The organism is Cryptosporangium japonicum (genome assembly GCF_039524755.1).
GTDB classification, from domain to species: domain Bacteria; phylum Actinomycetota; class Actinomycetes; order Mycobacteriales; family Cryptosporangiaceae; genus Cryptosporangium; species Cryptosporangium japonicum.
The window spans coordinates 261,310-280,205 of record NZ_BAAAGX010000016.1 but is presented as its reverse complement, the minus strand read 5'-3'; the positions used below and the strand labels follow the sequence as shown (position 1 = coordinate 280,205).

The following is an 18,896-nucleotide window of genomic DNA, read 5'->3' as shown; positions in this document are numbered from 1 at the left end:
GCCCGGCGCGCTAGGGCCGCACCAGGCCGGACTCGTAGGCGAGGACGACCAGCTGGGCCCGGTCCCGGACGCCCAGCTTGACCATCGCCCGGTTGACGTGCGTCTTCGCGGTCACCGGGCTGATCACCCACCGCTGCGCGATCTGCTCGTTCGAGTACCCCTGCGCGACCAGCGCGACCGCGTCCCGTTCGCGCTGCGTCAGCTCGGCCAGCGCGGCCGTGTCCACCCGGACGGGCCGGGTCACGTACGCCTCGATCAGCCGGCGCGTGATCGACGGGGCGAGCAGCGCGTCACCCCGCGCGGCGACGCGGACCGCGTGCAGGAAGTCCTCCGGCTGGATGTCCTTCACCAGGAAACCGGCCGCCCCGGCGCGCAGCGCGTCGAACACGTACTCGTCGAGGCCGTAGTTGGTGAGGATGACGACGTGCACCCCGGCCAGCGCGGGGTCGTCCGCGATCCGCCGGGTGGCCTCGATGCCGTCGACGACCGGCATCCGCACGTCGACGAGCGCCACGTCGGGCCGGTGCCGCCGGGCCAGCGCGACGCCCTCGCGCCCGTCGCCGGCCTCGCCCACCACCTCGACGTCGTCCTCGGCCTCGAGCAGCGCCCGGAACCCGCTGCGGATCAGCGGCTGGTCATCGACCAGCAGCACCCGGATCACCGCGGCAGCTCGGCGTGGACGCTGAACCCACCGGAGTCGCGCGCCCCGGCACACAACGTCCCGCCCAGCGCGGTCACCCGCTCACGCATGCCGACCAGCCCGACGCCGGGCACCGCGGTCACCGCCGGACCGGCCGGGCCGTCGTCGTCGACCTGGATGGTGACCACCTCGGGACGGTAGGCGATCCGGACCGACGCCGACGCGGCCCCGGCGTGCCGGGCGACGTTCGTCAGCGACTCCTGCACGATCCGGAACGCGGTGCGGTCCACCGCGGCGGGGACGTCGCCGCGGTCGCCCTCCACGGTCAGCGACGTCTCCACCCCGACCTGGCGCACCAGGGCCGGGATGTCGTCGATTCCGCGCGGCGGCGTGCGCGTGTCGTCGCGCAGCGCCTCCAGCGTCGCCCGCAGCTCGCGGGAGGCCTCCCGGCCGGCGTCCCGGATCGCCAGCATCGCCGCCGGCACCTCCTCACCGCGCTTGGTCGCCAGGTGGACGGCGGCGTCGGACTGCACGGTGATCACCGAGATCTGGTGGGTCAGCGAGTCGTGCAGCTCGCGCGCGATGTGCAGCCGCTCCTCGTCGGCGCGGCGCCGGGCGATCTCCTCGCGGGTGCGCTCGGCCTCGTCGGCCCGCCGCTCGGCCTGGCGCAGCGCCTCCCCGGCCGCGCCGGCCGCGATCAGCCAGGCCAGCTCGAGCACCCCGCGGGCCTGGGTCAGCGCCGCGCCGGCGGTGTGCACTCCGGACACCCAGGTGGCCACCGGCAGCGCGGCGAGCACCAGCACGCTCACCGCGACGGTGAGCGTGCGGTGCCCGGCACGGACGGCCCCGTACACCGCGACCAGGTAGCCGACCGCGAACACGTCGAACCCGGCCGCCCGGTGACCGATCGCGCACGCACCGGCGACGACGAGCACGACGACCGGTGCCCGGCCGCGGACGGCCAGCACCAGCCCGCCCCCGGCCAGGAACACGTACCCGAACGGTGCCCCGCCGCTCTCCGACAGCCCGGCGACCACCAGGACGACGGTGAGGCCGAGGGCGATCGCGCTGTCCCGGACCCGGCCCATGCGGGCACCTTAGACCGGCGTCCCGGCCGGGCGACTCCTGCGCGAGGAGGACCCGGCTACCGCGTTCGCAGCAGCGCGCGGCGCCCGCGTCCGCACGACGCGCGACCGGCCCCGGCCGCGCGACGATCGGGTCACCCACGACGGAAGGAGTTCCGATGGTTCTGGAGTCCACGGTGTACGGCCTCACCACCGGCCGGCTCGTGTCGAGCACCGCGGCCGTGATCGCGCTGACCGGCGTCGTCCTCGGCGCGGTCGCGCTGCGCCGGTCCGGCCGGCTGACGGCGGCCTCCGCGCTGGCGGCCGGCGGCACCGGCGTGCTGGCCGGAGGGTTCGTCGTCGCGACCGCGGACGGGGGTCCCGGCAGCGGCAGCGGGATCGTCGGCGGCGTCGTGGCGCTGGTGCTCGGGCTCACCGCGGCCCTGCTCGGCGGCCTGGCCCGACGCCGCGCCCGATCGGCCGCCACCTAGGCTTCTGCGGGTGCGACACATTCGGGTCATCGGGATCGGAGCCGGCGATCCCGGCCTGCTCACCGTCGAAGCGGTCGACGCGCTGCGCAGCGTCGACGTGTTCCTCGTCCTGGACAAGGGGGAGACGACCGCGGAGCTGACCGCGGCCCGGCAGGCGATCCTGGAGCGGTTCCTGGGCACGGACGGTTACCGGGTCGTTACGATCGCCGACCCGCCCCGGGACCGCACCGCCGACGACTACGCCGGCGCGGTCGAGGCCTGGCGCGACGCGCGGTCGGCGGCGGTGGAGCACGCGCTGCGCGCGGAGGTGGCCGCGGGCGGCACCGCCGGGATCCTGGTCTGGGGCGACCCGGCGCTCTACGACGGCACGATCCGGATGCTCGACACGATCGTCGGGCGCGGGCAGGTCGCCTGCGCCTACGACGTGCTGCCGGGCATCAGCAGCGTGCAGGTGCTGGCCGCGCGGCACCGCGTCACGCTGACCCGCACGGCCGGTGCGGTGGTCGTCACCACCGGTCGCCGGGTGGCGAACGGCCACCACGACCACGACACCGACCTGGTCGTGATGCTCGACGCGAGCCTGGCGTTCCGCCGGTTCACCGGAGAGGACGCCGAGCTCTACTGGGGTGCCTACCTCGGTGCGCCCGACGAGGTGCTGATCGCCGGGCCGCTCGACGAGATCGCCGACCGGGTGGCGTCCACCCGGGCGGAACTGCGTGCACAAAAGGGGTGGATCATGGACACCTACCTCATCCGCCGCAGGGAGCGCTAACTCACGTTGACCGCAGGGCCGCGCGGTCCTACGGTTCTCCCGACACGTGACGGCGCGAGGAAGCTGGTGCGAATCCAGCACGGTCGCGCCACTGTGAGCCGGCGGCCACCGTCGGTGAGTCAGATACTGGTGCCGTCACGAAGCCCGTCGCAACAGGGGACGCACGATCCCCGGAGGAGGCTCCAGGTGACCAGCCCTACCGCTGTCGCTACCCCCGTCGTGATCTCCGGCTCGCGAGCCGCCGTGTACCTCGGCGCCGCCGTGCTGCTGGCGCTGCTCGCCTACTACTTCATCGGCGTCGACCAGGGCGCCACGTCGGTCTTCGGCAACGACGTGCACGTCCACGAGTACATTCACGACGCGCGTCACTTCCTCGGTTTCCCCTGCCACTGATGGAACTCAAGCTCCTGCTGCGCGGCGCACTCGCCGGCGGAGTCGGTGGCCTGCTGGCGTTCCTGTTCGCGCGCGTCTTCGCCGAACCGCAGATCCAGAAGGCGATCGACTACGAGGAGGGCCGGGGCGCCGCTCAGGACGCCCTCGACCGGGCGGCGGGCCTCCCGGTCCCGGCCGCCGAGCCCGAGGTGTTCAGCCGCGCGATCCAGGCGAACGTCGGCATCGGCACCGGCATCATCGTGTTCGGCGTCGCGATGGGCGTGCTCGCCACCGTGATCTACCTGATCTGCCTGGGCCGGGTCGGCAACCTCCGGCCGCGGGTGCTCGCGGTGCTGGTCGCCGGGGGCGCGTTCCTCGGGCTGTTCCTGGTGCCGTGGCTGAAGTACCCGGCCAACCCGCCCGCGGTCGGCGACGACGACACGATCGGCACGCGCGGTGGGCTCTACCTCGCGATGGTGCTGGCGTCGCTGGTGATCCTGGGCGCGTCGGTCTGGCTCGGCCAGCGGCTGGCCGTGCGGTTCGGCAACTGGAACGCGACGCTGCTCGCCAATGGGGTCTACGTGGTGGCGGTGGCCGCGGTGATGCTGTTGCTCCCGACGATCTCCGAGATGCCCGAACCGCTGCGTGACCCGGGCGGGCGGATCGTCTACCCGGCCTTCCCGGCCGACGTGCTGGCGTCCTTCCGCCTCTACTCGGTGGCGGCGCAGGCTCTCCTCTGGGGCGCGTTCGGCCTGGTCTTCGGGCCGCTGGCCGAGCGGGCCCTGCTCGGGAGGCCCACGCCGGCCCCGGCCGGTGACACGGTGCCCGCCTGACGGTGACCGACCGCGGGAGCGGGTCCGTGCTCGACGAGCTCGGGCCCGCGTTCGCGGCGCACACGCACCCGGCCGACGCCACGCCGTCGCCGCCGTGGCAGCCGGTGTCCGCGCTGCTCGACGCGTCGGGGGACGCGTGGCGGACGCGGACCGCGGACGTCCGGGCGGCGTTGGAGCGGATGGCCGGCGGTCCGGTCGAGGAGCGGGTGGCGTTCGCGACCGCCCACCTCGGCGTCGTCGCGCGGATCCTCGCGCCGGCGTTCGCGCTGGCCGTGGTGTCCTCGGCGGTCGTGCCGCCGGACGTCTGGTGGCAGCCGGCGCCCGGTGGGATGGTGCCGGTCTCGTTCGCGCCGCCGGAGCCGGCCGCGCCCGGCTCCCTGGTGGACGCCGTCGCCGGCTCGGTCGTGCCGCTCGTCGTCGACCTCACCGCGGCGGCCGCCCCGACCTGCCCGATCGCGCCCGCGATCCTCCTGGACAACAGCGCGTCGGCGCTGAACAGCTCGGTGACGATGCTCGCCGCGGCCCGGCCCGCCCTGGCCGGGCGCGCGGCGGACCTGGCGGACGCGCTGCTCCGCCGTCCACCCTGGACCCGGGCCGCACCGCGGGTCGGGGCCGGGTTCCGCCGGAACAGCTGCTGCCTGATCTACCGGCTCAGCCCCGGCCCGCCCGGCCCGGTGTGCGGCGACTGCGTCTTACGCCGGTGACCTCCGCGCGAACACCACGTAGTCGTCGAGGAACTGCCAGACCGTGCCGACGGACCGGAAACCGGCCTGGCGCAGGGCGGCGAGGCGGAACTCGACAGTGGTCTCCGGCGCGCTGACCCGCTGGGCGTAGCGCCGCTCGCGGTCGGGGACGTGGGGGGCCAGCGTGGGATGGGTGCTCGCGGCGGTCCACCAGGCCGTCCAGTCCTCGGCGCCGGCCGCGAACGCCGCCCGCTGCGTGGCGTCGTCGTGGTCGGCGGCGATCGAGCGCAGCGCGGCGTCGCGGGCGTCGAAGCGGAAGTGGTCACCGTCGAGCAGCACCCCACCGGGGGCGAGGCGGTCGTGCACCTGGGTGTAGAGCCGGATCAGCTGGTCGGGCCGGAGCCAGTGCAGCGCGGTGGTGGAGACCATCGCCGACACCGCGCCGTCGAACGACGCCCAGCCGGGGTCGGTGAGGTCGGCGTCGAGCACGGTCGCCCGCTCGCCGAGCGTCCCGGCGGCCAGCGTGAGCAGCACCGGGTCGTGGTCGATCGCCACGACACGGGCGTCCGGGAAGCGCTCGAGGACGCGTCGGGCCAGCGAGCCGGGGCCGCAGCCCAGGTCGACGATCGTGCCGCCGCCCCCGACGGTGAGCTCGAGGACGTCGAGCATCGCGGTGAAGCGCTGCTCGCGCCCGGCGACGTAGGCGGCCTGCTGGTCGTCCCAGCGGCGGACGAGGGCGGAGAGGTCGGTCATCGGGCGGCTCCTCGGATCAGGTACTGCGTCCGCACCGCGTGGCCCGGTGCCACCCCGAACTCCCGGTCGAGCGCGAGGATCGTGGGAAGCGGCGTGACCAGGACGTCGGTGAGCCCGGCGGCGGTGAACACGTCGGCGGTGCGCTGGATCGAGGCCGCGGCGGCCAGCGGCAGGGCGTTCCGCACGGACGCGTCGTACCAGTGCCCGAACGTCCCGCCCGGCGCGTCGAGCCCCTCGGGGAACCACGTGCTGTCGACGACGGCGATCGTGCCGCCGGGGCGCAGCAGCCGGATCCAGTTCGCCACCGCGAGCGCCGGTTCGCGCAGCGTCCACATGACGTAGCGGCTGACGACGGCGTCGAAGCGGCCGGGTGGGAACGGTGGCTCGACCGCGTCGCCGGTCGCGAACAGGACGTCGTCGCCGTACGCGCGGGCGCGGGCCAGCATGCCCTCGGCCAGGTCGATGCCGGTGACGCGGTGGCCGAGCCGGGCGAGGGTGCGCGCGACCTGCCCGCTGCCGGTGCCGACGTCGAGCACGTCGGCGGGCGCGGCCGGGAGCGCGGCGGCCCAGATCGCGCCCCAGGCTTCGCGGTCGGCGTCGAGCCGGTCGGGGCGCTGCTGGTAGTCGTCGTAGGACGGGGCCCGCTCCGTCCAGTAGCTGTTGATGCGCTCCTGCACGCTCACGCGGTCGCTCCTTCGGGTCGGAACAGCAGGTGGAGGTGGCCGTCGAGCTCGACCCGGTGGATGCCGATGCCGTAGACCGGTTCCAGCACGGCCGGGTCGAGGACGTCGCCGGCCGGACCGGCGGCCACGACGCCGCCGTCGCCGAGCAGCACGAGGTCGTCGCAGTAGCGCGCGGCCAGGTTCAGGTCGTGCAGCACGACGACCGAGCAGGTCTCCAGCGTGCGCACCAGCCGCAGCACCTCGTGCTGGTAGCGGATGTCGAGGTGGTTGGTCGGCTCGTCGAGCAGCAGGTGGGTGGCCTGCTGGGCGAGTGCCCGGGCGATCAGCACCCGCTGGCGTTCACCGCCGGAGAGCGCGGCGAACGGCCGCGCCCCCAGGTGGGCGGCGCCGACGCGCTCGAGCGCGCGGGCGGCGATCGTGTGGTCCCGCGCGCTCGTGCGCTGGAACGTCGAGAGGTGCGGGCCGCGGCCCAGCAGCACCATCTCGCCGACGGTCAGCGACGTCTCGCCGCCGGTCTCCTGGACGACGACCGCGAGCCGTCGCGCGGTCTCCCGGCCCGGCAGGCGGTCCAGCGCGTCGCCGTCGACGCCCACCTGCCCGGTGGGGCTGCGCAGCGCGCCGTAGAGCAGGCGCAGCAACGTCGTCTTGCCGCTCCCGTTCGGGCCGATCAGCCCCAGCACCCGGTTCCCGGCGGCGTGCACGTGGACGCCGTCGAGGACGAGCGTCGACCCGTAGGTCCAGGACACGCCGGTGGCGGTGATCATCCGAAGTGCCTCCGGATCATCTCCAGGCCGGTGATCGACAGCGGCGACGGCGGTTCGGTGAAGTTGAACAGCTGGGTCAGGACGGCGCCGTTCTTCACGGCGGTGAGCCGGTCGGCGCCCGGCAGCCCGGTGACGGCCTTCTCCACCGCGGCGGGGTCGCCGTCGCTGTGGAGCAGGATCAGCACGTCGGGGTCACGACCCAGCAGCTCCTCGCGGGTGACCTCGAAGACCCGCTCGTCGACGTCGCCGAAGACGTTGGTGAACCCGGCCGCCTCGAGCTGCGGGTCGGCCATGCTTCGCGTGCCGTAGGCGTACGTGGTGCCGCCGCCGACGGTGGGGTAGAGCACCGCGGCGGTGCGTCCGGTCGGGGGTGTCCTCGTCACGCGCTTCTTCAGCCCGGCCACGGCGGCCGCGGCCTCGGACCGCTTGCCGAAGACCTGTCCGTAGGTCTCCAGCTGCTGGTAGACGGAGTCGAACGTCGGCGCGGTCGTGGTCGTCTCGCAGAGCGCCGGCTCCTCGATCAGCGGGATGCCGACCGCCGAGAGCGTCTCGCGGGAGAGGTTGTCGACCTGGCCGAGCACCAGGTCCGGCTTCTGCGCGATCACGACCTCCTTCGAGATCTGCAGGTGGCCGCTGGTGTCGGTCCGATCGGTGAGCAGCGGGATCCGGTCGAGCTCGGCGAGCGTCGCGGCGTCGTAGTAGGCCGTCGGGTACTGCCCGGCGCGCGCGGTGACCCGGTCGAGGACGCCGAGCTCGTGCAGGAACGGCACGGCGGCGCTCTTGAGCAGCACGACGCGTTCGGGCTCGGCGTCGAACGTGACGTCGGTGCCGCAGTTGTCGATCGTGACCGGGTAGTGGCCGCCGCCGGGCGCGGACCCGGTGCGGCCGTCGTCACCGCAGGCGGCGACGGTCAGCAGCAGAGCGGTGGCGAGGGCGAGTCTGCGCACGGGTTTCCTCACGAGGCGTGGAAGCGACGGATCAGCACGAGCAGGAACGGGGCGCCCAGCAGGGACGTGATGATGCCGATCGGGATCTCCTGGGGCTGGAGCAGCGTCCGGGCGATCACGTCGGCCCAGATCAGCAGGATCGCGCCGAGGAGCGCGGCGACCGGGACGACCCGGACGTGGGTGGCGCCCACCAGCCGCCGCGCCAGGTGCGGCACCACCAGGCCGACGAACCCGATCGAGCCCGACGCGGACACCAGCACCCCGATGCACAGCGCGACGAGGACCAGGAGCCGGATCCGGAACCGCTCGGGGGAGGCGCCGAGCGTGTGCGCGGTCTCGTCGCCGATGGCCAGCGAGTCCGTGCGCCGCCCCCAGATCGTCAGCAGCGTCGTCGTGAGCGGAACGACGACGGCCACCACCGCCAGCGGCGCGTCCCACTGGGCGAGGCCGAGCGAACCGAGCAGCCAGAACATCACCGAGCGGGCGCCCTCGGCGGAGCCGGACGCGAAGATCAGGAAGCTGGTGGCGGCGTAGAGCGCGTAGCCGACCGCGACGCCCGCGAGCAGCAACCGCAGCGACGTGATGCGCCCGCCGCCGCGGGCCAGCAGGAACACGCCGAACGACGCGGCGAGCGCGCCGAGGAACGCGCTCACCGGCAGCGCGTGCTCGCCGAACCCGGCGCCGACACCGAACAGGATCGCCGCGGCCGCGCCGCTGGACGCGCCGGAGTTGATGCCGAGCAGGTACGGGTCGGCGAGCACGTTGCGCACCATCGCCTGCAGCGCGACCCCGCAGACCGCGAGGCCCGCGCCGACCAGCGCGCCGAGCACCACCCGGGGGAGCCGGACGTCCCAGACGATCGCGTCGTCGGCGAGGTCCCAGGTGGCCTCGCCGGGCCAGCCGGCCAGGTGGTGACCGATGACCGCGGCGACCGTGGCCGGGCTGATCCCGACCGCTCCGGAGCCGACCCCGGCGACCACCGAGGCGACGAGCCCGAGCGTCAGGACGGCGAGCCACCCGACCGTGCGACGCCGCCGGGCGGCTAATCCGAGCGCGTCGACGGCCTCCACGCCCCTCCTTGGTGCGATCAGTCTGCTCTTGCAAGCCACTTGCATTAAGACTCTAGACCGAGGACCCTCGGCGACGTCCACCACCCCGCTCCCCGGAGGCCCGCTCCCATGGCCACGTACTCGCTGCCGGACCTGCCCTACGACTACGCGGTGCTCGAGCCCGCGATCACCGGCGAGATCCTCGAGCTGCACCACGCCAAGCACCACGCCGCCTACGTCAAGGGCGCCAACGACACCCTGGAGCAGCTGGCGGAGGTACGCGAGAAGGACGGCTTCACCCCCACCGGGCTGGTCGGGCTGGAGAAGACGCTCGCGTTCAACCTCTCCGGGCACGTGCTGCACACCCAGTTCTGGTCGAACCTCACCCCGGACGGCGGCGACCGTCCCGACGGTGCGCTCGGTGACGCGATCGCCGAGCACTTCGGCTCGTTCGACGCGTTCCAGAAGCAGCTCACCGTCGCCACCACCAGCGTGCAGGGCTCGGGCTGGGGTGTGCTCGCGCACGAGCCGGTCAGCGGCAAACTGCTGATCCACCAGGTCTACGACCACCACGGCAACGTCGGCGTCAACACCACGCCACTGCTGGTGTTCGACGCCTGGGAGCATGCGTACTACCTGCAGTACCGCAACGTGCGCCCGGACTACGTGCAGAAACTCTGGTCGCTGATCAACTGGGCCGACGTGGCGGCGCGCTACGCGGCCGCGACCGGGTCGGCGGCGTGAGCGCCGACCCCGGTGCCGCGGTGGATGCGGCGACCGACGCGGCTCAGCGCGCCGCCGGGGTGATCGCCGCCCACCGGCGCGGTGACCACGCCGGCGCGGAAACGCTGCTGGCGTCGTTCCCCGACGACGCGGCCAAGGCCGGTGGGTTCTTCGTCCTCGCCGACCTGGCCGTCGCGCTGCTCGCGACCGCCTCGAACCAGTCCTGCGACGACGTGGTCCGGGACCTCACGATCCTGCTGGCCGCCGGCCCGCGCTGAACCGTCACCGCCGGTCGGCCCGGTGCGGGGCCCGCAGCGCCGCGTTGTACCCGGCGAGCTCCCGGTCCGCCGGCCCCGGTCGACGCGGTGCTGTTCGCGTTAGTCGGCGCGGACCCACTGCCGGAACGGCGCCGCGAGCACCGCCGCCGACGGCAGCTCACCGGACGCCCAGGTGATGCCCGCGGCCAGGTTCTGGTCGGCCAGCAGATCCGGAAGCCGCGGACGGTGCAGCCCGGCGTGCGTGAGCATCACCAGGTGTCCCTGGTGGGAGCGCATGGCCGCCTCGAACAGGTCGGAGAAAGACAGACCGTAGAGGCGGCCGACGAACCTCCCGGTCGCGACGACGGGATGACCGAGCACCCGCAGCGCCCGCGAGCGCAGCACCGCCAGCCGCCACTGCCGGGGGCCGCCGCCCGGGCGCAGCGCACGCAGCGCGAGCGTCGCCGGTGCGCCGAGCACGAGCGGGATCGGCACCGGAACGCCCCCCCCGGGAGCCGGGGGAGCGTGCGGGCCCGGTGCACCGCCCCGACGACGAGCAGGCCGTAGCGCGAGTGCAGCAGCGCGTCGGGGCTGCCCCGGCGCGCCCCGGCGTTGAGCACGCCGGACAGTCCGACCGCGACGAAACACCACAGCGCGATCCGGGAGCAGGCGCGGGCCGCGTCGGCCAGCACGTCGGTGCGCCGGATCAGCAGCAGCGCGACGAGCCCGCCGGTCCAGAGGGCCGCGCCGACGACCGCGACCGCGTGGTTCCCCGCCCCGGCGGCGTGGCCGGTGAACGCGGGCGGCACGAGACCGGCCAGCGCGGCCACCGCGATCCAGGCGGTGCCGGTGCGGGAGAGCACGAGCCGCCCTCCGACCGCCACCGCGAGGGCCAGCCCGGCCTGGACGGTGAGGGCGCGGCCCGGGGAGACGTCGGTGGCGGAGCTGACCGTCTCGGCGGCCCCGATCGCGGTCGCGGGACCAGGACGTCCCACCGCCTCCGGCGCGTTCCGGGGAAAGGGAACGCGCTCACCGAGCGCCGGGTCGGCCGACCGGCGCGAGCGGCGGACCCCTCCGCACCACGCTGCGTGTCCACCGCGCCTCCGCGAGCGGCCCGACCCACCCGCACCGGACGCGGTGCCGGCCCCGGCAGCCGCCGGGCAGTCAGCGCGAACCGCACCAGGCGCCGCGCGAACCAGCGGGCGAGACGCCGGACCGCGGCCTCACCGGCGACGAGTCACAGCGCGGTCAGCGCACCGGCGACGACGTGCGCCGCGAGCATCGTTCCCGGCCGGGGCGAGCCCGCCATGGTGTGCGCCGGACACCCAGCGAGAACACCACGTGCAGCCCGGCCCGGGCCGCCGTGAGCGCACCCACGATCACCGGCGCACCGCGCTGCGCGCCGGTCAGCGGCAACGCCGGCCCGACCAGCAGGCCGGTGCCGGCCAGCAGCGCCAGCGGCGTCGGCGGATGGCCGTGGGCCCGGCCGTGCAACGCCACCGAGAGGGCCACGCCGACGGGGACGACGATCAGGGCGGGCGCTTCACGCAACAGCCCCGGGTTCCCCAGGGGACCCATGGGACGGGCGGCCGCGTCGCACGATCACGGCGATCAGCGCGAGCACGAGGGCGAGCGCGGCGAACCCGTACGTCAGGGTCAGCGCCGCGGCGATGCCCGCCACCAGCAGCGGGCCGCCGGCGTCGCCGAGTTCCCGGCCCAGCTCCGCGCTGCCCATCGTCTGCCCCAGCCGTTCCTCCGGCGTGCTCGCGGCCAGCGCGGCGAACGCGAGCGGCGTGATGACGCCGGTGCCGGCCCCGATCAGCGCGGCGGCGGCCAGCACTCCGGCCAGGCCGGGGACCGTCGCGCAGGCCAGGCCGGCCGCCGTCACCACCAACCCGGCGGTCAGCCCCGACCGGGCCGACACCCGCCCGTCGTCCAGCAGGCGCCCGGTTCGCGGCTGCACGACCGCCGCGCAGGCGGCCAGCAGCGACACCGCCGCTCCGGTGGCGATCGTGCCCAGCCCGGCGGCCCGTCCGCTCACCGGCAGGAATCCGACGCCGGCCGAGAGCGCCGCGGTGGCTCCGGCCAGCGCGCCGGTGGGGAGCAGGAAGCCCGGGTCGGCCAGTCGTCGGCCCAGGTCGACGAGCGTCTGCCGGGCCTTGGGCAGCGGCGGTACGACCGGCACCGCGAGCAGCGCCCACCCCGCCACGGCCGCGCCGAGCACCGCGAGCACGGTGAACAGCAGCCGCAGCCCACCGGCCCAGACCAGCACGCCGCCGAGCAGCGGCCCGAGCGTGTACCCGATCGACTTGTAGAACCCGTACGACCCGAACGCCCGCCCGCGCTTCGCGGCCGGGTTCAGCCGCGCCACCAGCGCCGACGCCGCGGGGGAGAACGCCGAGGCCGCCGCGCCCTGACCCAGCCGCGCCGCCCACAGCCAGGCCTGGCTGTCGGCCACCACGTACACCGCGGACGCGAGCGCGAACGCGACCAGCCCGCCCAGCAGCACCGGCCGCGCGCCGATCCGGTCGGCGAGCGTGCCGAACACCGGTTTGAGCACCACCTCGGCGCCGTCGTAGAGCGCCAGCAACCCGCCGAGCATCAGCAGCGACGTGACCGCGTCGTCGGAGAACCCGCCGAGGTTCGCCGCGATGCCGTGCGCACCGAACGCCGTCGTGAAGCCGGCGGCGTACAGCGGCCACATCTGCCGGGGGGTGCTCACCCCGCTATTCGATCACGCCGCCGGAGCCGGGCGCGGGCCACCGGGGCCGGCGCGACGAGCACGAACACGGTGAGCGGCGTCCCGGAGACGGGGCGGGTCAGGAAGCCGGTCGGGTCACCGCGACGAACACGACCATCGCAGTGATGCTCGTCCAAACCTCTTGCTGCGTCGAGTGATGCTCTCCCGGCATGGTAGAGATGTCCGGCATGACCTACACCCTGGAGCAGCTGCGTGGCTTCGTGGCGGTGGCCGAGGAGCTCCACTTCGGACGGGCCGCGGCCCGGCTCCGGATGACCCAGCCGCCGCTGAGCCGCCAGATCCAGAAGCTGGAGGTGGCGGTCGGGGCCCGCCTGCTCGACCGGGACAACCGGCGGGTACTGCTCACGCCGGCCGGCGAGGTGTTCCTCGCCGAGGCCCGGCGCATCCTCGCGCTCGTCGAGTCGGCGCCCGACCTGGCGCAGCGGGTGTCCTCGGGCAGCCGGGGCGTGGTGCGGCTCGGGTTCACCGCCGCGTCCACGTTCGGGATCCTCGGCCGGCTGCTCGACGACCTGGAGCGGCGGCTGCCCGAGGTACGGGTCGACCTGTTCGAGATGGTGACGCGCGAGCAGCTCGCCGCGCTCGCCGCCGGGGACATCGACCTGGGGCTGGCGCGGCCGCCGTTCGACTCCGAGCTGTTCGCCTCGCGCGAAGTGCACCGGGAGGCGCTGCTGGTCGCGGTGCCGTCCGGGCACCGCCTGACCACGCTCGGCCGGGCCGCGACCCCCGCCGACCTGGGCGCCGAGCCGCTCGTCCTCCACTCGCCGCAGAAGGCACGCTACTTCTACGACCTGGTCGTGAGCATGGTGCCGCTGGCCCACGAACGGGTCGTGCACAGCGTCAGCCAGATCCTGACCATGCTGTGGCTGGTCGCGGCCGGGCGGGGCGTCGCGTTCGTGCCGGAGTCGGCCACCCTGCTCGGCGTCCCCGGGGTGAAGTTCGTGCCGCTGAGCACGCCGGTCGCGCGTCCGGTCGAGCTGCACCTGCTGTGGCCGCGGGAGTCGCGCAACCCGGCGCTGCGCCGGGCCGTCGCGGTGCTGCGCGGTGATGCCTGACGAGCATCGCGCCATACGGAAACGCTCTTGGACGCGAATCGTCGCGGCTTCCTACCGTGATCGGGTGACGATGCCTCCCGCCGAGCTCGCCGCCCGCCTGGGCGCCGGTCTGCTCTCGTTCCCGGTGACCCACTTCGACGACCGGCTCGCGTTCGACGAGCCGCGCTACCGGGAGCACCTGGCCTGGCAGGCGGAGTTCGGGGTCGCGGGCCTGTTCGCCGGCGGCGGCACCGGTGAGGGCTTCTCGCTCACCACGGCCGAGATCGACGCGGTGGTGCGCGCCGCGGTGGACGAGGTCGGCGCACGCGTGCCGGTCGTCGCGCCGGCGACCGGTGGGACGGCGCAGGCCGTCGCGCAGGCCCGGGCCGCGCAGGACGCGGGCGCGGCCGGCCTGCTGTTGCTGCCCCCGTACCTCACCGAGGGCACGCAGGCCGGGCTCGCCGCGCACGTCACCGCGGTTTGTGCGGCGGTCGAGGTCGGCGTCATCGTCTACAGCCGCAGCAACGCGGTCTTCGACGACGTGACGGTGGCCGAGCTGGCCGGGAAGAACCCGAACCTGATCGGGCTCAAGGACGGCGTCGGCGACATCGAACGGCTCACCCGGACCTACGCCCGGGTCGGCGACCGGCTGCTCTACATCGGCGGGCTGCCCACCGCGGAGACGTTCGCGCTGCCGCTGCTGCAGCTCGGCGTCACCACCTACTCCTCGGCGCTGTACAACTTCGCGCCGCGGTTCGCGCTGCGGTTCTTCGCCGCCGTGCGCGCCCAGGACCGCCCCGCGGTGTACCGGATGCTCAACGACTTCGTCATTCCCTACCTCGACATCCGCGACCGCAACCGCGGGTACGCGGTGTCGATCGTCAAGGCCGGCCTGAACGTCGTCGGCCGCAACGGCGGGCGGGTGCGCCCGCCCCTGACCGACCTGACCCCGGACGAGCAGGCCGCGCTCGCCGCCCTCGTCGCCACGGTCGTGTGATGGGCGACCGGATCGCCGAGGTCACGCTCTCCGCGGTGACGCTTCCGACCGCGATCAGCGACGCCAAGGTGCTGACCGCCCGGCCGCGCCCGGACCACCGGCCGGGTCGTCGTCACCTGACCGCGTAGTGTGCCGGTGGTGCCAGGACAACCGGTGGTGCCAGGACAACCGGAGCCGGCGGGGCTCTCGGCCCGGGAACTCGCCGCGGAGTACGCGGCGGGCACTCCCTTCGACCTCGCGCAGTGCCTCACCGAGCCGATCCACCTGCTCGGCGGCATCCAGCCCTACGGCGCGCTGCTCGCCGTCCGCGAACCGGACCTGACGATCGAGCTGGCCAGCCGGAACGCCGCCGAGGTGCTCGGCGCGCGGCGCGGTGACCGGCTCGGGACGCTGCTGGCCGACGCGGGGCCGCTGCGCGACGCGCTGGCGCGCCTGGCCGCCGATTCGTCGGCCGTGGTGCGGGTGCGGACGACGACCGGCGCGACCTTCGACGCCACCCTGCACCGCTCCGACGGCCTCGCCGTGGTGGAGTTCGAGCCCGCGGCACCCCCGGGCCCGCTGTACCCGGGGGTGCGCGACGCGCTGGCCCGGCTGCGCGGCGCCCGCACCGCCACCGAGCTGTGCGCGGCGGCGGTGCGTGAGGTCCGCGCGCTCACCGGTTACGAGCGGGTGGTCGCGTACCGGTTCGCCGGTGAGGGCCCCGGCCAGGTGATCGCCGAGGACGTCCGCGCCGATCGGACACCCTGGCTCGGGCTGTGGTTCCCGGCGAGCGACGTCCCGCCGCAGGCCCGCCGCCTCTACGTCCGGAACTGGATCCGGCTGATCGGCGACGTCGACGACGAGAGCGTGACGCTCGACCCGCCGCTGCTCCCGGGCACCGACCGGCCGCTCGACCTGTCCGGCTCGGTGCTGCGCACGGTGTCCGGCTACCACCTCGACTACCTGCGCAACATCGAGGTCGCCGCGTCGATGTCGGTCTCGCTGATCGTCGACGGACGCCTGTGGGGCCTGCTGGCCTGTCACGACAGCCGGCCCCGCTGGCTCGATCCGGAGGTCCGCGCGGCCTGCGAGCTGCTCGGCGCGGCGCTGTCGCTGCAGCTCGCGGTCGTCGACGAACGGGAGGCGGCGACCGCGCTGGCCGGCCGCCGGGGCGAACTGAACACGCTGGTCAACACCGACGTCGAGGCGTTCCCCGGCGCGGTCGTGCACGGCCCGGTGTCGATGGCCGACCTGATCGACGCCGACGGCTGCCTGATCCGGGTGGGCGACCGGACCGAGTCCGCGGGTCTGGTGCCCGCCGCGCTCGACGCGGTCCTGTCCGCCGCGGGCCGCGACACCGGGCGGGTCTGGTCCACCGACTGCCTGCGCGAGGCCGTGCCCGCCGCCGTGCCCGCCGCCGGGGACGCCGCCGGGGACGACGCCGTCGCCGGCGCGCTGGTCGTCCCGCTGACCGACGCCGGGGACTACCTCGCCTGGTTCCGGCGGGAACAGCCGGTGGACCGGCGCTGGGCGGTCGACCCGCAGCGCCCGGTCGTCACCGGGCGCGGTGGCCGGCGGCTGAGCCCGCGCGGGTCGTCCGCGGTCTGGCGGGAGACCGTCCGCGGCACCAGCCTGGCCTGGACGACCGGCGACCGTGACCTCGCCGCCGAGCTCTGGCGTTCGATCGCCGCCGTCCAGCTGCGTCACGCCGCGCACCTGGCCGAGCTCAACGCCGAGCTCTCGGCCCGCAACGCCGACCTGGACGCGTTCAGCCACGCGGTCTCGCACGACCTCAAGGAACCGCTGCGCGGCATCGCCAACTACGCGACGTTCGTGCTCGAGGACGCCGACGAGCGCCTCGACGACGAGTCACGCCGACGCCTGACCACCATCCAGCGCCTCGCCGGGCGGATGAACGACCTGCTCAACGGCCTGCTCGACTTCGCCCAGCTCGGTTCGGCCGCGGTCACCGCCCAGCGCGTCGACATGGAGCGCGTCGTCGACGACGCGCTCGAGACGCTCGCCGCCCGCCTGGCCGGGACGCCGGTCCGGATCGTGCGCCCCCGGCCGCTGCCGCCGGCCGGTGGCGACCCCGTCCTCGTCCTCGACGTGCTGGTGAACCTGCTGTCCAACGCGATCAAGTACGGCGGCGACCGGATCGAGATCGGGGCCGAGAACGGCGCCTACTACGTCCGCGACAACGGCATCGGCATCGACCCGCTCTTCCACGGCGAGATCTTCAAGATCTTCCGCCGCCTGCACGCCCGCGGCGGCCCCTACGAGGGTGCCGGTGTGGGCCTCGCGGTCGCGCGCCGCATCGTCGAGCGGCACGGCGGTCAGATCCGCGTCGACTCGCGGCCGGGCCGTGGCAGCACGTTCTGGTTCACGCTTCCGCCTTCGTCAGCCAGTACGTGACGGTCCGCGCGAGGCTCTGCTGGAGCAGCTGGAAACTCAGCGGCTTGACGAGATAACCGCTGGCCCCGGCCTCGAACGCCCGGTCGACGTCACCCGAGCGCGTCGACGAGGTGAACACGACGATCGGGATCTCGGCGAACTCCGCGCGCTCGCGCGCCGCCTGCAGCGCGGCCTGCCCGTCCAGGCCCGGCATGTTCAGGTCGAGCAGCACCAGCGCCGGGCGCCCGGAGGCGCTCAGCCACGGCACCAGCTCCCCGCCGCTGGACACGTGCTCGACCCGCACGGCCGGGTGCGTGACCCGCAGCGCCCGGCGGACCGCTTCGACGTCCTCGTCGGAGTCCTCGACCAGGAGCACGACGTCATTCACCACGAGCCCCGACCCCCTCGTCCCGCGTCAGCATGCCCTCGGCGTCCGGGGCCCGCAACCGGGCCGCGAGGATGGCGACGTCGTCGGCCGCCGAGCGTCGGTACGCGGTGACCGCGGCACGCACCCGCTCCACCGTCTCGGCGGCGCTCGACCCCGGGGCGGCGGCCAGCTCGGCGGCCAGCCGGTCCTCGAACAGCCCCGCCGGGCCCCTGGCCTCGGTCACCCCGTCGGTGTACAGGAACAGCGTGTCGCCGACGCCGAGCCGGATCGGCACGTCCTCGGTCCGCAGCTGCGGGAACACGCCGAGCAGCTGGCCGTTGCGGCCGCACTCGGTCACGGTGCCGCCGGCCTCGATCCGGTACGGCAGCGGATGCCCGGCGCTGGTCACGGTGCCGGTGGCGCCGCCGTCCACCGGGGTCAGCGAGACCACCAGCACGGTGCAGAACTGGGCCAGGTTGCCCTCGTCGCGGATCGAGCGGTTGAGGCGGGCCAGCGCGTCCGCGGGCGACCAGCCCTCTTCCAGCAGCAGCCGCAGCGTGTGCCGGGAGAGGCCGTTGAGACCGGCCGCGCTCGCGCCCCGCCCGCACACGTCGCCGACGACGAGCGCGAACGCCCCGCCCGGCTGCCGGACCACGTCGTAGAAGTCGCCGCCGACGTCGAGCGAGACGTCGGCGACCTCGTACGCGGCGGCGAACTCGAACTGCGGCGTGCGGGGGAGGGTGGGGGGCAGCAGCCGCCGCTGCAGCGCGATGACGTTGTCGCGGCGCTGGCGGTGCAGCAGCGCGTTGTCCACCGCGAGCGCGACCCGGCGCCCCAGGTCGTCCACGAACCCGACGTCGAGCATGCGGCTGTCGGCGCCGAGGCGGTCACGGGCCAGCCACAGCCCGCCGAAGACCCGGCCACGCGCCCGCAGCGGCACGAGCACGCCGTCCGCGTAGCGCGCGGGCAGCCCGTCGGCGCACACGCACTCGACGCCGGACTCGATCGGCGTGCCCGAGCGCAGCACCTCGTCGACCCGCTCGACGAGCGTCGGGCAGCCCGGCACGTGCGCGCGCAACGCCCGCTCCTGGGCCACGTCGAGGTGGGCGGCGGCCACCAGCCGCGGTCCGCCGTCGTCGCGCAGGTAGACCAGGCAGGCGTCGGCCACCGCGGGCACCATCATGCGTGAGACGCGCAGGAACGTCTCGTCGACCTCGTGGCTGGAATCCAGCTCGAGCGAGATCGCGGCGAGGAACGCCAGCCGGGCCTGGGCGTCGACCTGTGACCGGAGCTCGTCCTCCGCCCGCCGCAGGCGGGCGCGCAGATCCTCGGACAC

General features: G+C 74.8%; 23 protein-coding genes, 1 pseudogene and 1 riboswitch. Of the genes and pseudogenes, 11 read left to right on the top strand and 13 right to left on the bottom strand.

Features of this window, described 5'->3' with window-relative positions:
- Window positions 1-10: 10 nt before the first annotated feature.
- Both ABD437_RS20960 and ABD437_RS20955 read right to left on the bottom strand, forming a co-directional pair.
- The gene (locus ABD437_RS20960) at window positions 11-661 is read right to left on the bottom strand and encodes a response regulator (protein ID WP_344650580.1); all 651 of its coding nucleotides are present in this window, start codon (window positions 659-661) and stop codon (window positions 11-13) included.
- Window positions 658-1,728 (bottom strand): sensor histidine kinase, encoded by a 1,071-nt coding sequence (locus ABD437_RS20955; protein WP_344650579.1) that lies wholly within the window; start codon window positions 1,726-1,728, stop codon window positions 658-660. The genes ABD437_RS20960 and ABD437_RS20955 overlap by 4 nt, the downstream gene beginning before the upstream one ends.
- A 155-nt stretch (window positions 1,729-1,883) precedes the next feature.
- On the opposite strand from ABD437_RS20955, the gene ABD437_RS20950 reads away from it, so the two are divergent.
- The 5 genes from ABD437_RS20950 to ABD437_RS20930 all read left to right on the top strand — a co-directional run bounded on the left by ABD437_RS20950 (window position 1,884) and on the right by ABD437_RS20930 (window position 4,876).
- Window positions 1,884-2,195, top strand: a complete 312-nt coding sequence (locus ABD437_RS20950) for a DUF6223 family protein (protein WP_344650578.1) — start codon at window positions 1,884-1,886, stop codon at window positions 2,193-2,195.
- 10 nt (window positions 2,196-2,205) lie between these two features.
- Window positions 2,206-2,967, top strand: a complete 762-nt coding sequence (gene cobF / locus ABD437_RS20945) for a precorrin-6A synthase (deacetylating) (RefSeq protein WP_344650577.1) — start codon at window positions 2,206-2,208, stop codon at window positions 2,965-2,967.
- Window positions 2,968-3,012: 45 nt separating this feature from the next.
- A riboswitch (adenosylcobalamin (AdoCbl) riboswitch) is annotated at window positions 3,013-3,107 on the top strand.
- A gap of 46 nt (window positions 3,108-3,153) precedes the next feature.
- Window positions 3,154-3,360 carry a CbtB domain-containing protein gene (locus tag ABD437_RS20940; RefSeq protein ID WP_344650576.1) on the top strand — a complete coding sequence of 69 codons (207 nt, stop codon included), beginning with the start codon at window positions 3,154-3,156 and terminating at the stop codon, window positions 3,358-3,360.
- The gene (locus ABD437_RS20935) at window positions 3,360-4,172 is read left to right on the top strand and encodes a CbtA family protein (protein WP_344650575.1); all 813 of its coding nucleotides are present in this window, start codon (window positions 3,360-3,362) and stop codon (window positions 4,170-4,172) included. The genes ABD437_RS20940 and ABD437_RS20935 overlap by 1 nt, the downstream gene beginning before the upstream one ends.
- Window positions 4,173-4,174: 2 nt before the next feature.
- Window positions 4,175-4,876: a (2Fe-2S)-binding protein gene (locus ABD437_RS20930; RefSeq protein ID WP_344650574.1), complete on the top strand. Its 702-nt coding sequence runs from the start codon at window positions 4,175-4,177 to the stop codon at window positions 4,874-4,876.
- Here the strand turns inward: ABD437_RS20930 and ABD437_RS20925 are convergent.
- From ABD437_RS20925 to ABD437_RS20905, 5 genes are read right to left on the bottom strand one after another with little or no spacing between them, the layout of a single operon-like run.
- A complete protein-coding gene (locus tag ABD437_RS20925; protein ID WP_344650573.1) occupies window positions 4,865-5,608 on the bottom strand; it encodes a class I SAM-dependent methyltransferase in 744 nt (247 codons plus the stop codon). The genes ABD437_RS20930 and ABD437_RS20925 overlap by 12 nt on opposite strands.
- Window positions 5,605-6,291 carry a class I SAM-dependent methyltransferase gene (locus tag ABD437_RS20920; RefSeq protein ID WP_344650572.1) on the bottom strand — a complete coding sequence of 229 codons (687 nt, stop codon included), beginning with the start codon at window positions 6,289-6,291 and terminating at the stop codon, window positions 5,605-5,607. Before ABD437_RS20920 ends, ABD437_RS20925 begins: the two co-directional genes overlap by 4 nt.
- A complete protein-coding gene (locus ABD437_RS20915; RefSeq protein WP_344650571.1) occupies window positions 6,288-7,055 on the bottom strand; it encodes an ABC transporter ATP-binding protein in 768 nt (255 codons plus the stop codon). Before ABD437_RS20915 ends, ABD437_RS20920 begins: the two co-directional genes overlap by 4 nt.
- Window positions 7,052-8,002 (bottom strand): ABC transporter substrate-binding protein, encoded by a 951-nt coding sequence (locus ABD437_RS20910; protein ID WP_344650570.1) that lies wholly within the window; start codon window positions 8,000-8,002, stop codon window positions 7,052-7,054. The genes ABD437_RS20915 and ABD437_RS20910 overlap by 4 nt, the downstream gene beginning before the upstream one ends.
- An 8-nt stretch (window positions 8,003-8,010) precedes the next feature.
- Window positions 8,011-9,117, bottom strand: coding sequence for a FecCD family ABC transporter permease (locus ABD437_RS20905; protein WP_425558193.1), 1,107 nt, complete (start codon window positions 9,115-9,117; stop codon window positions 8,011-8,013).
- A gap of 63 nt (window positions 9,118-9,180) precedes the next feature.
- On the opposite strand from ABD437_RS20905, the gene ABD437_RS20900 reads away from it, so the two are divergent.
- A complete protein-coding gene (locus tag ABD437_RS20900) occupies window positions 9,181-9,795 on the top strand; it encodes a superoxide dismutase (RefSeq protein WP_344650568.1) in 615 nt (204 codons plus the stop codon).
- Window positions 9,792-10,052, top strand: coding sequence for a superoxide dismutase (locus tag ABD437_RS20895; RefSeq protein WP_344650567.1), 261 nt, complete (start codon window positions 9,792-9,794; stop codon window positions 10,050-10,052). The genes ABD437_RS20900 and ABD437_RS20895 overlap by 4 nt, the downstream gene beginning before the upstream one ends.
- A 99-nt stretch (window positions 10,053-10,151) precedes the next feature.
- Here the strand turns inward: ABD437_RS20895 and ABD437_RS20890 are convergent, their stop codons facing one another.
- From ABD437_RS20890 to ABD437_RS20875, 4 genes and pseudogenes are all read right to left on the bottom strand, one after another.
- Complete coding sequence (locus tag ABD437_RS20890) at window positions 10,152-10,301, bottom strand: cytochrome c oxidase assembly protein (protein ID WP_344650769.1); 150 nt, start codon at window positions 10,299-10,301, stop codon at window positions 10,152-10,154.
- A 48-nt stretch (window positions 10,302-10,349) separates the two neighbouring features.
- A pseudogene (locus ABD437_RS43055) lies at window positions 10,350-10,511 on the bottom strand (cytochrome c oxidase assembly protein); the annotation flags it as partial.
- A gap of 768 nt (window positions 10,512-11,279) precedes the next feature.
- Complete coding sequence (locus ABD437_RS20880; RefSeq protein ID WP_344650565.1) at window positions 11,280-11,582, bottom strand: hypothetical protein; 303 nt, start codon at window positions 11,580-11,582, stop codon at window positions 11,280-11,282.
- Window positions 11,575-12,735 (bottom strand): MFS transporter, encoded by a 1,161-nt coding sequence (locus ABD437_RS20875; RefSeq protein ID WP_344650768.1) that lies wholly within the window; start codon window positions 12,733-12,735, stop codon window positions 11,575-11,577. The genes ABD437_RS20880 and ABD437_RS20875 overlap by 8 nt, the downstream gene beginning before the upstream one ends.
- 224 nt (window positions 12,736-12,959) lie before the next feature.
- Here ABD437_RS20875 and ABD437_RS20870 point away from each other — a divergent pair, with 224 nt between their 5' ends.
- From ABD437_RS20870 to ABD437_RS20855, 4 genes are all read left to right on the top strand, one after another.
- Window positions 12,960-13,844 (top strand): LysR substrate-binding domain-containing protein, encoded by an 885-nt coding sequence (locus ABD437_RS20870; protein ID WP_344650564.1) that lies wholly within the window; start codon window positions 12,960-12,962, stop codon window positions 13,842-13,844.
- 70 nt (window positions 13,845-13,914) lie between these two features.
- On the top strand, window positions 13,915-14,820 hold the full coding sequence (gene kdgD / locus ABD437_RS20865) for a 5-dehydro-4-deoxyglucarate dehydratase (protein ID WP_344650767.1): 906 nt from the start codon (window positions 13,915-13,917) through the stop codon (window positions 14,818-14,820).
- The gene (locus ABD437_RS20860) at window positions 14,820-14,948 is read left to right on the top strand and encodes a hypothetical protein (protein WP_344650563.1); all 129 of its coding nucleotides are present in this window, start codon (window positions 14,820-14,822) and stop codon (window positions 14,946-14,948) included. Before kdgD ends, ABD437_RS20860 begins: the two co-directional genes overlap by 1 nt.
- Window positions 14,949-14,973: 25 nt before the next feature.
- Window positions 14,974-17,214: an ATP-binding protein gene (locus tag ABD437_RS20855; protein ID WP_344650562.1), complete on the top strand. Its 2,241-nt coding sequence runs from the start codon at window positions 14,974-14,976 to the stop codon at window positions 17,212-17,214.
- Here ABD437_RS20855 and ABD437_RS20850 read toward each other — a convergent pair.
- Both ABD437_RS20850 and ABD437_RS20845 read right to left on the bottom strand, forming a co-directional pair.
- Window positions 17,183-17,584: a response regulator gene (locus ABD437_RS20850; protein ID WP_344650561.1), complete on the bottom strand. Its 402-nt coding sequence runs from the start codon at window positions 17,582-17,584 to the stop codon at window positions 17,183-17,185. The genes ABD437_RS20855 and ABD437_RS20850 overlap by 32 nt on opposite strands.
- The gene (locus tag ABD437_RS20845; RefSeq protein WP_344650560.1) at window positions 17,574-18,896 is read right to left on the bottom strand and encodes a PP2C family protein-serine/threonine phosphatase; all 1,323 of its coding nucleotides are present in this window, start codon (window positions 18,894-18,896) and stop codon (window positions 17,574-17,576) included. The genes ABD437_RS20850 and ABD437_RS20845 overlap by 11 nt, the downstream gene beginning before the upstream one ends.

What these genes read in the sequence shown, in the direction of transcription:
- ABD437_RS20955 (WP_344650579.1), bottom strand. Translation starts at nt 1,728, where the DNA reads ATGGGCCGGGTCCGGGACAGCGCGATCGCCCTCGGCCTCACCGTCGTC.
- ABD437_RS20925 (WP_344650573.1), bottom strand. Translation starts at nt 5,608, where the DNA reads ATGACCGACCTCTCCGCCCTCGTCCGCCGCTGGGACGACCAGCAGGCC.
- ABD437_RS20890 (WP_344650769.1), bottom strand. Translation starts at nt 10,301, where the DNA reads ATGCTCACGCACGCCGGGCTGCACCGTCCGCGGCTTCCGGATCTGCTG.
- ABD437_RS20875 (WP_344650768.1), bottom strand. Translation starts at nt 12,735, where the DNA reads ATGTGGCCGCTGTACGCCGCCGGCTTCACGACGGCGTTCGGTGCGCAC.
- kdgD (WP_344650767.1), top strand. Translation starts at nt 13,915, where the DNA reads ATGCCTCCCGCCGAGCTCGCCGCCCGCCTGGGCGCCGGTCTGCTCTCG.
- ABD437_RS20870 (WP_344650564.1), top strand. Translation starts at nt 12,960, where the DNA reads ATGACCTACACCCTGGAGCAGCTGCGTGGCTTCGTGGCGGTGGCCGAG.
- ABD437_RS20900 (WP_344650568.1), top strand. Translation starts at nt 9,181, where the DNA reads ATGGCCACGTACTCGCTGCCGGACCTGCCCTACGACTACGCGGTGCTC.
- ABD437_RS20915 (WP_344650571.1), bottom strand. Translation starts at nt 7,055, where the DNA reads ATGATCACCGCCACCGGCGTGTCCTGGACCTACGGGTCGACGCTCGTC.
- ABD437_RS20935 (WP_344650575.1), top strand. Translation starts at nt 3,360, where the DNA reads ATGGAACTCAAGCTCCTGCTGCGCGGCGCACTCGCCGGCGGAGTCGGT.
- ABD437_RS20950 (WP_344650578.1), top strand. Translation starts at nt 1,884, where the DNA reads ATGGTTCTGGAGTCCACGGTGTACGGCCTCACCACCGGCCGGCTCGTG.
- ABD437_RS20860 (WP_344650563.1), top strand. Translation starts at nt 14,820, where the DNA reads ATGGGCGACCGGATCGCCGAGGTCACGCTCTCCGCGGTGACGCTTCCG.
- ABD437_RS20905 (WP_425558193.1), bottom strand. Translation starts at nt 9,117, where the DNA reads ATGCAAGTGGCTTGCAAGAGCAGACTGATCGCACCAAGGAGGGGCGTG.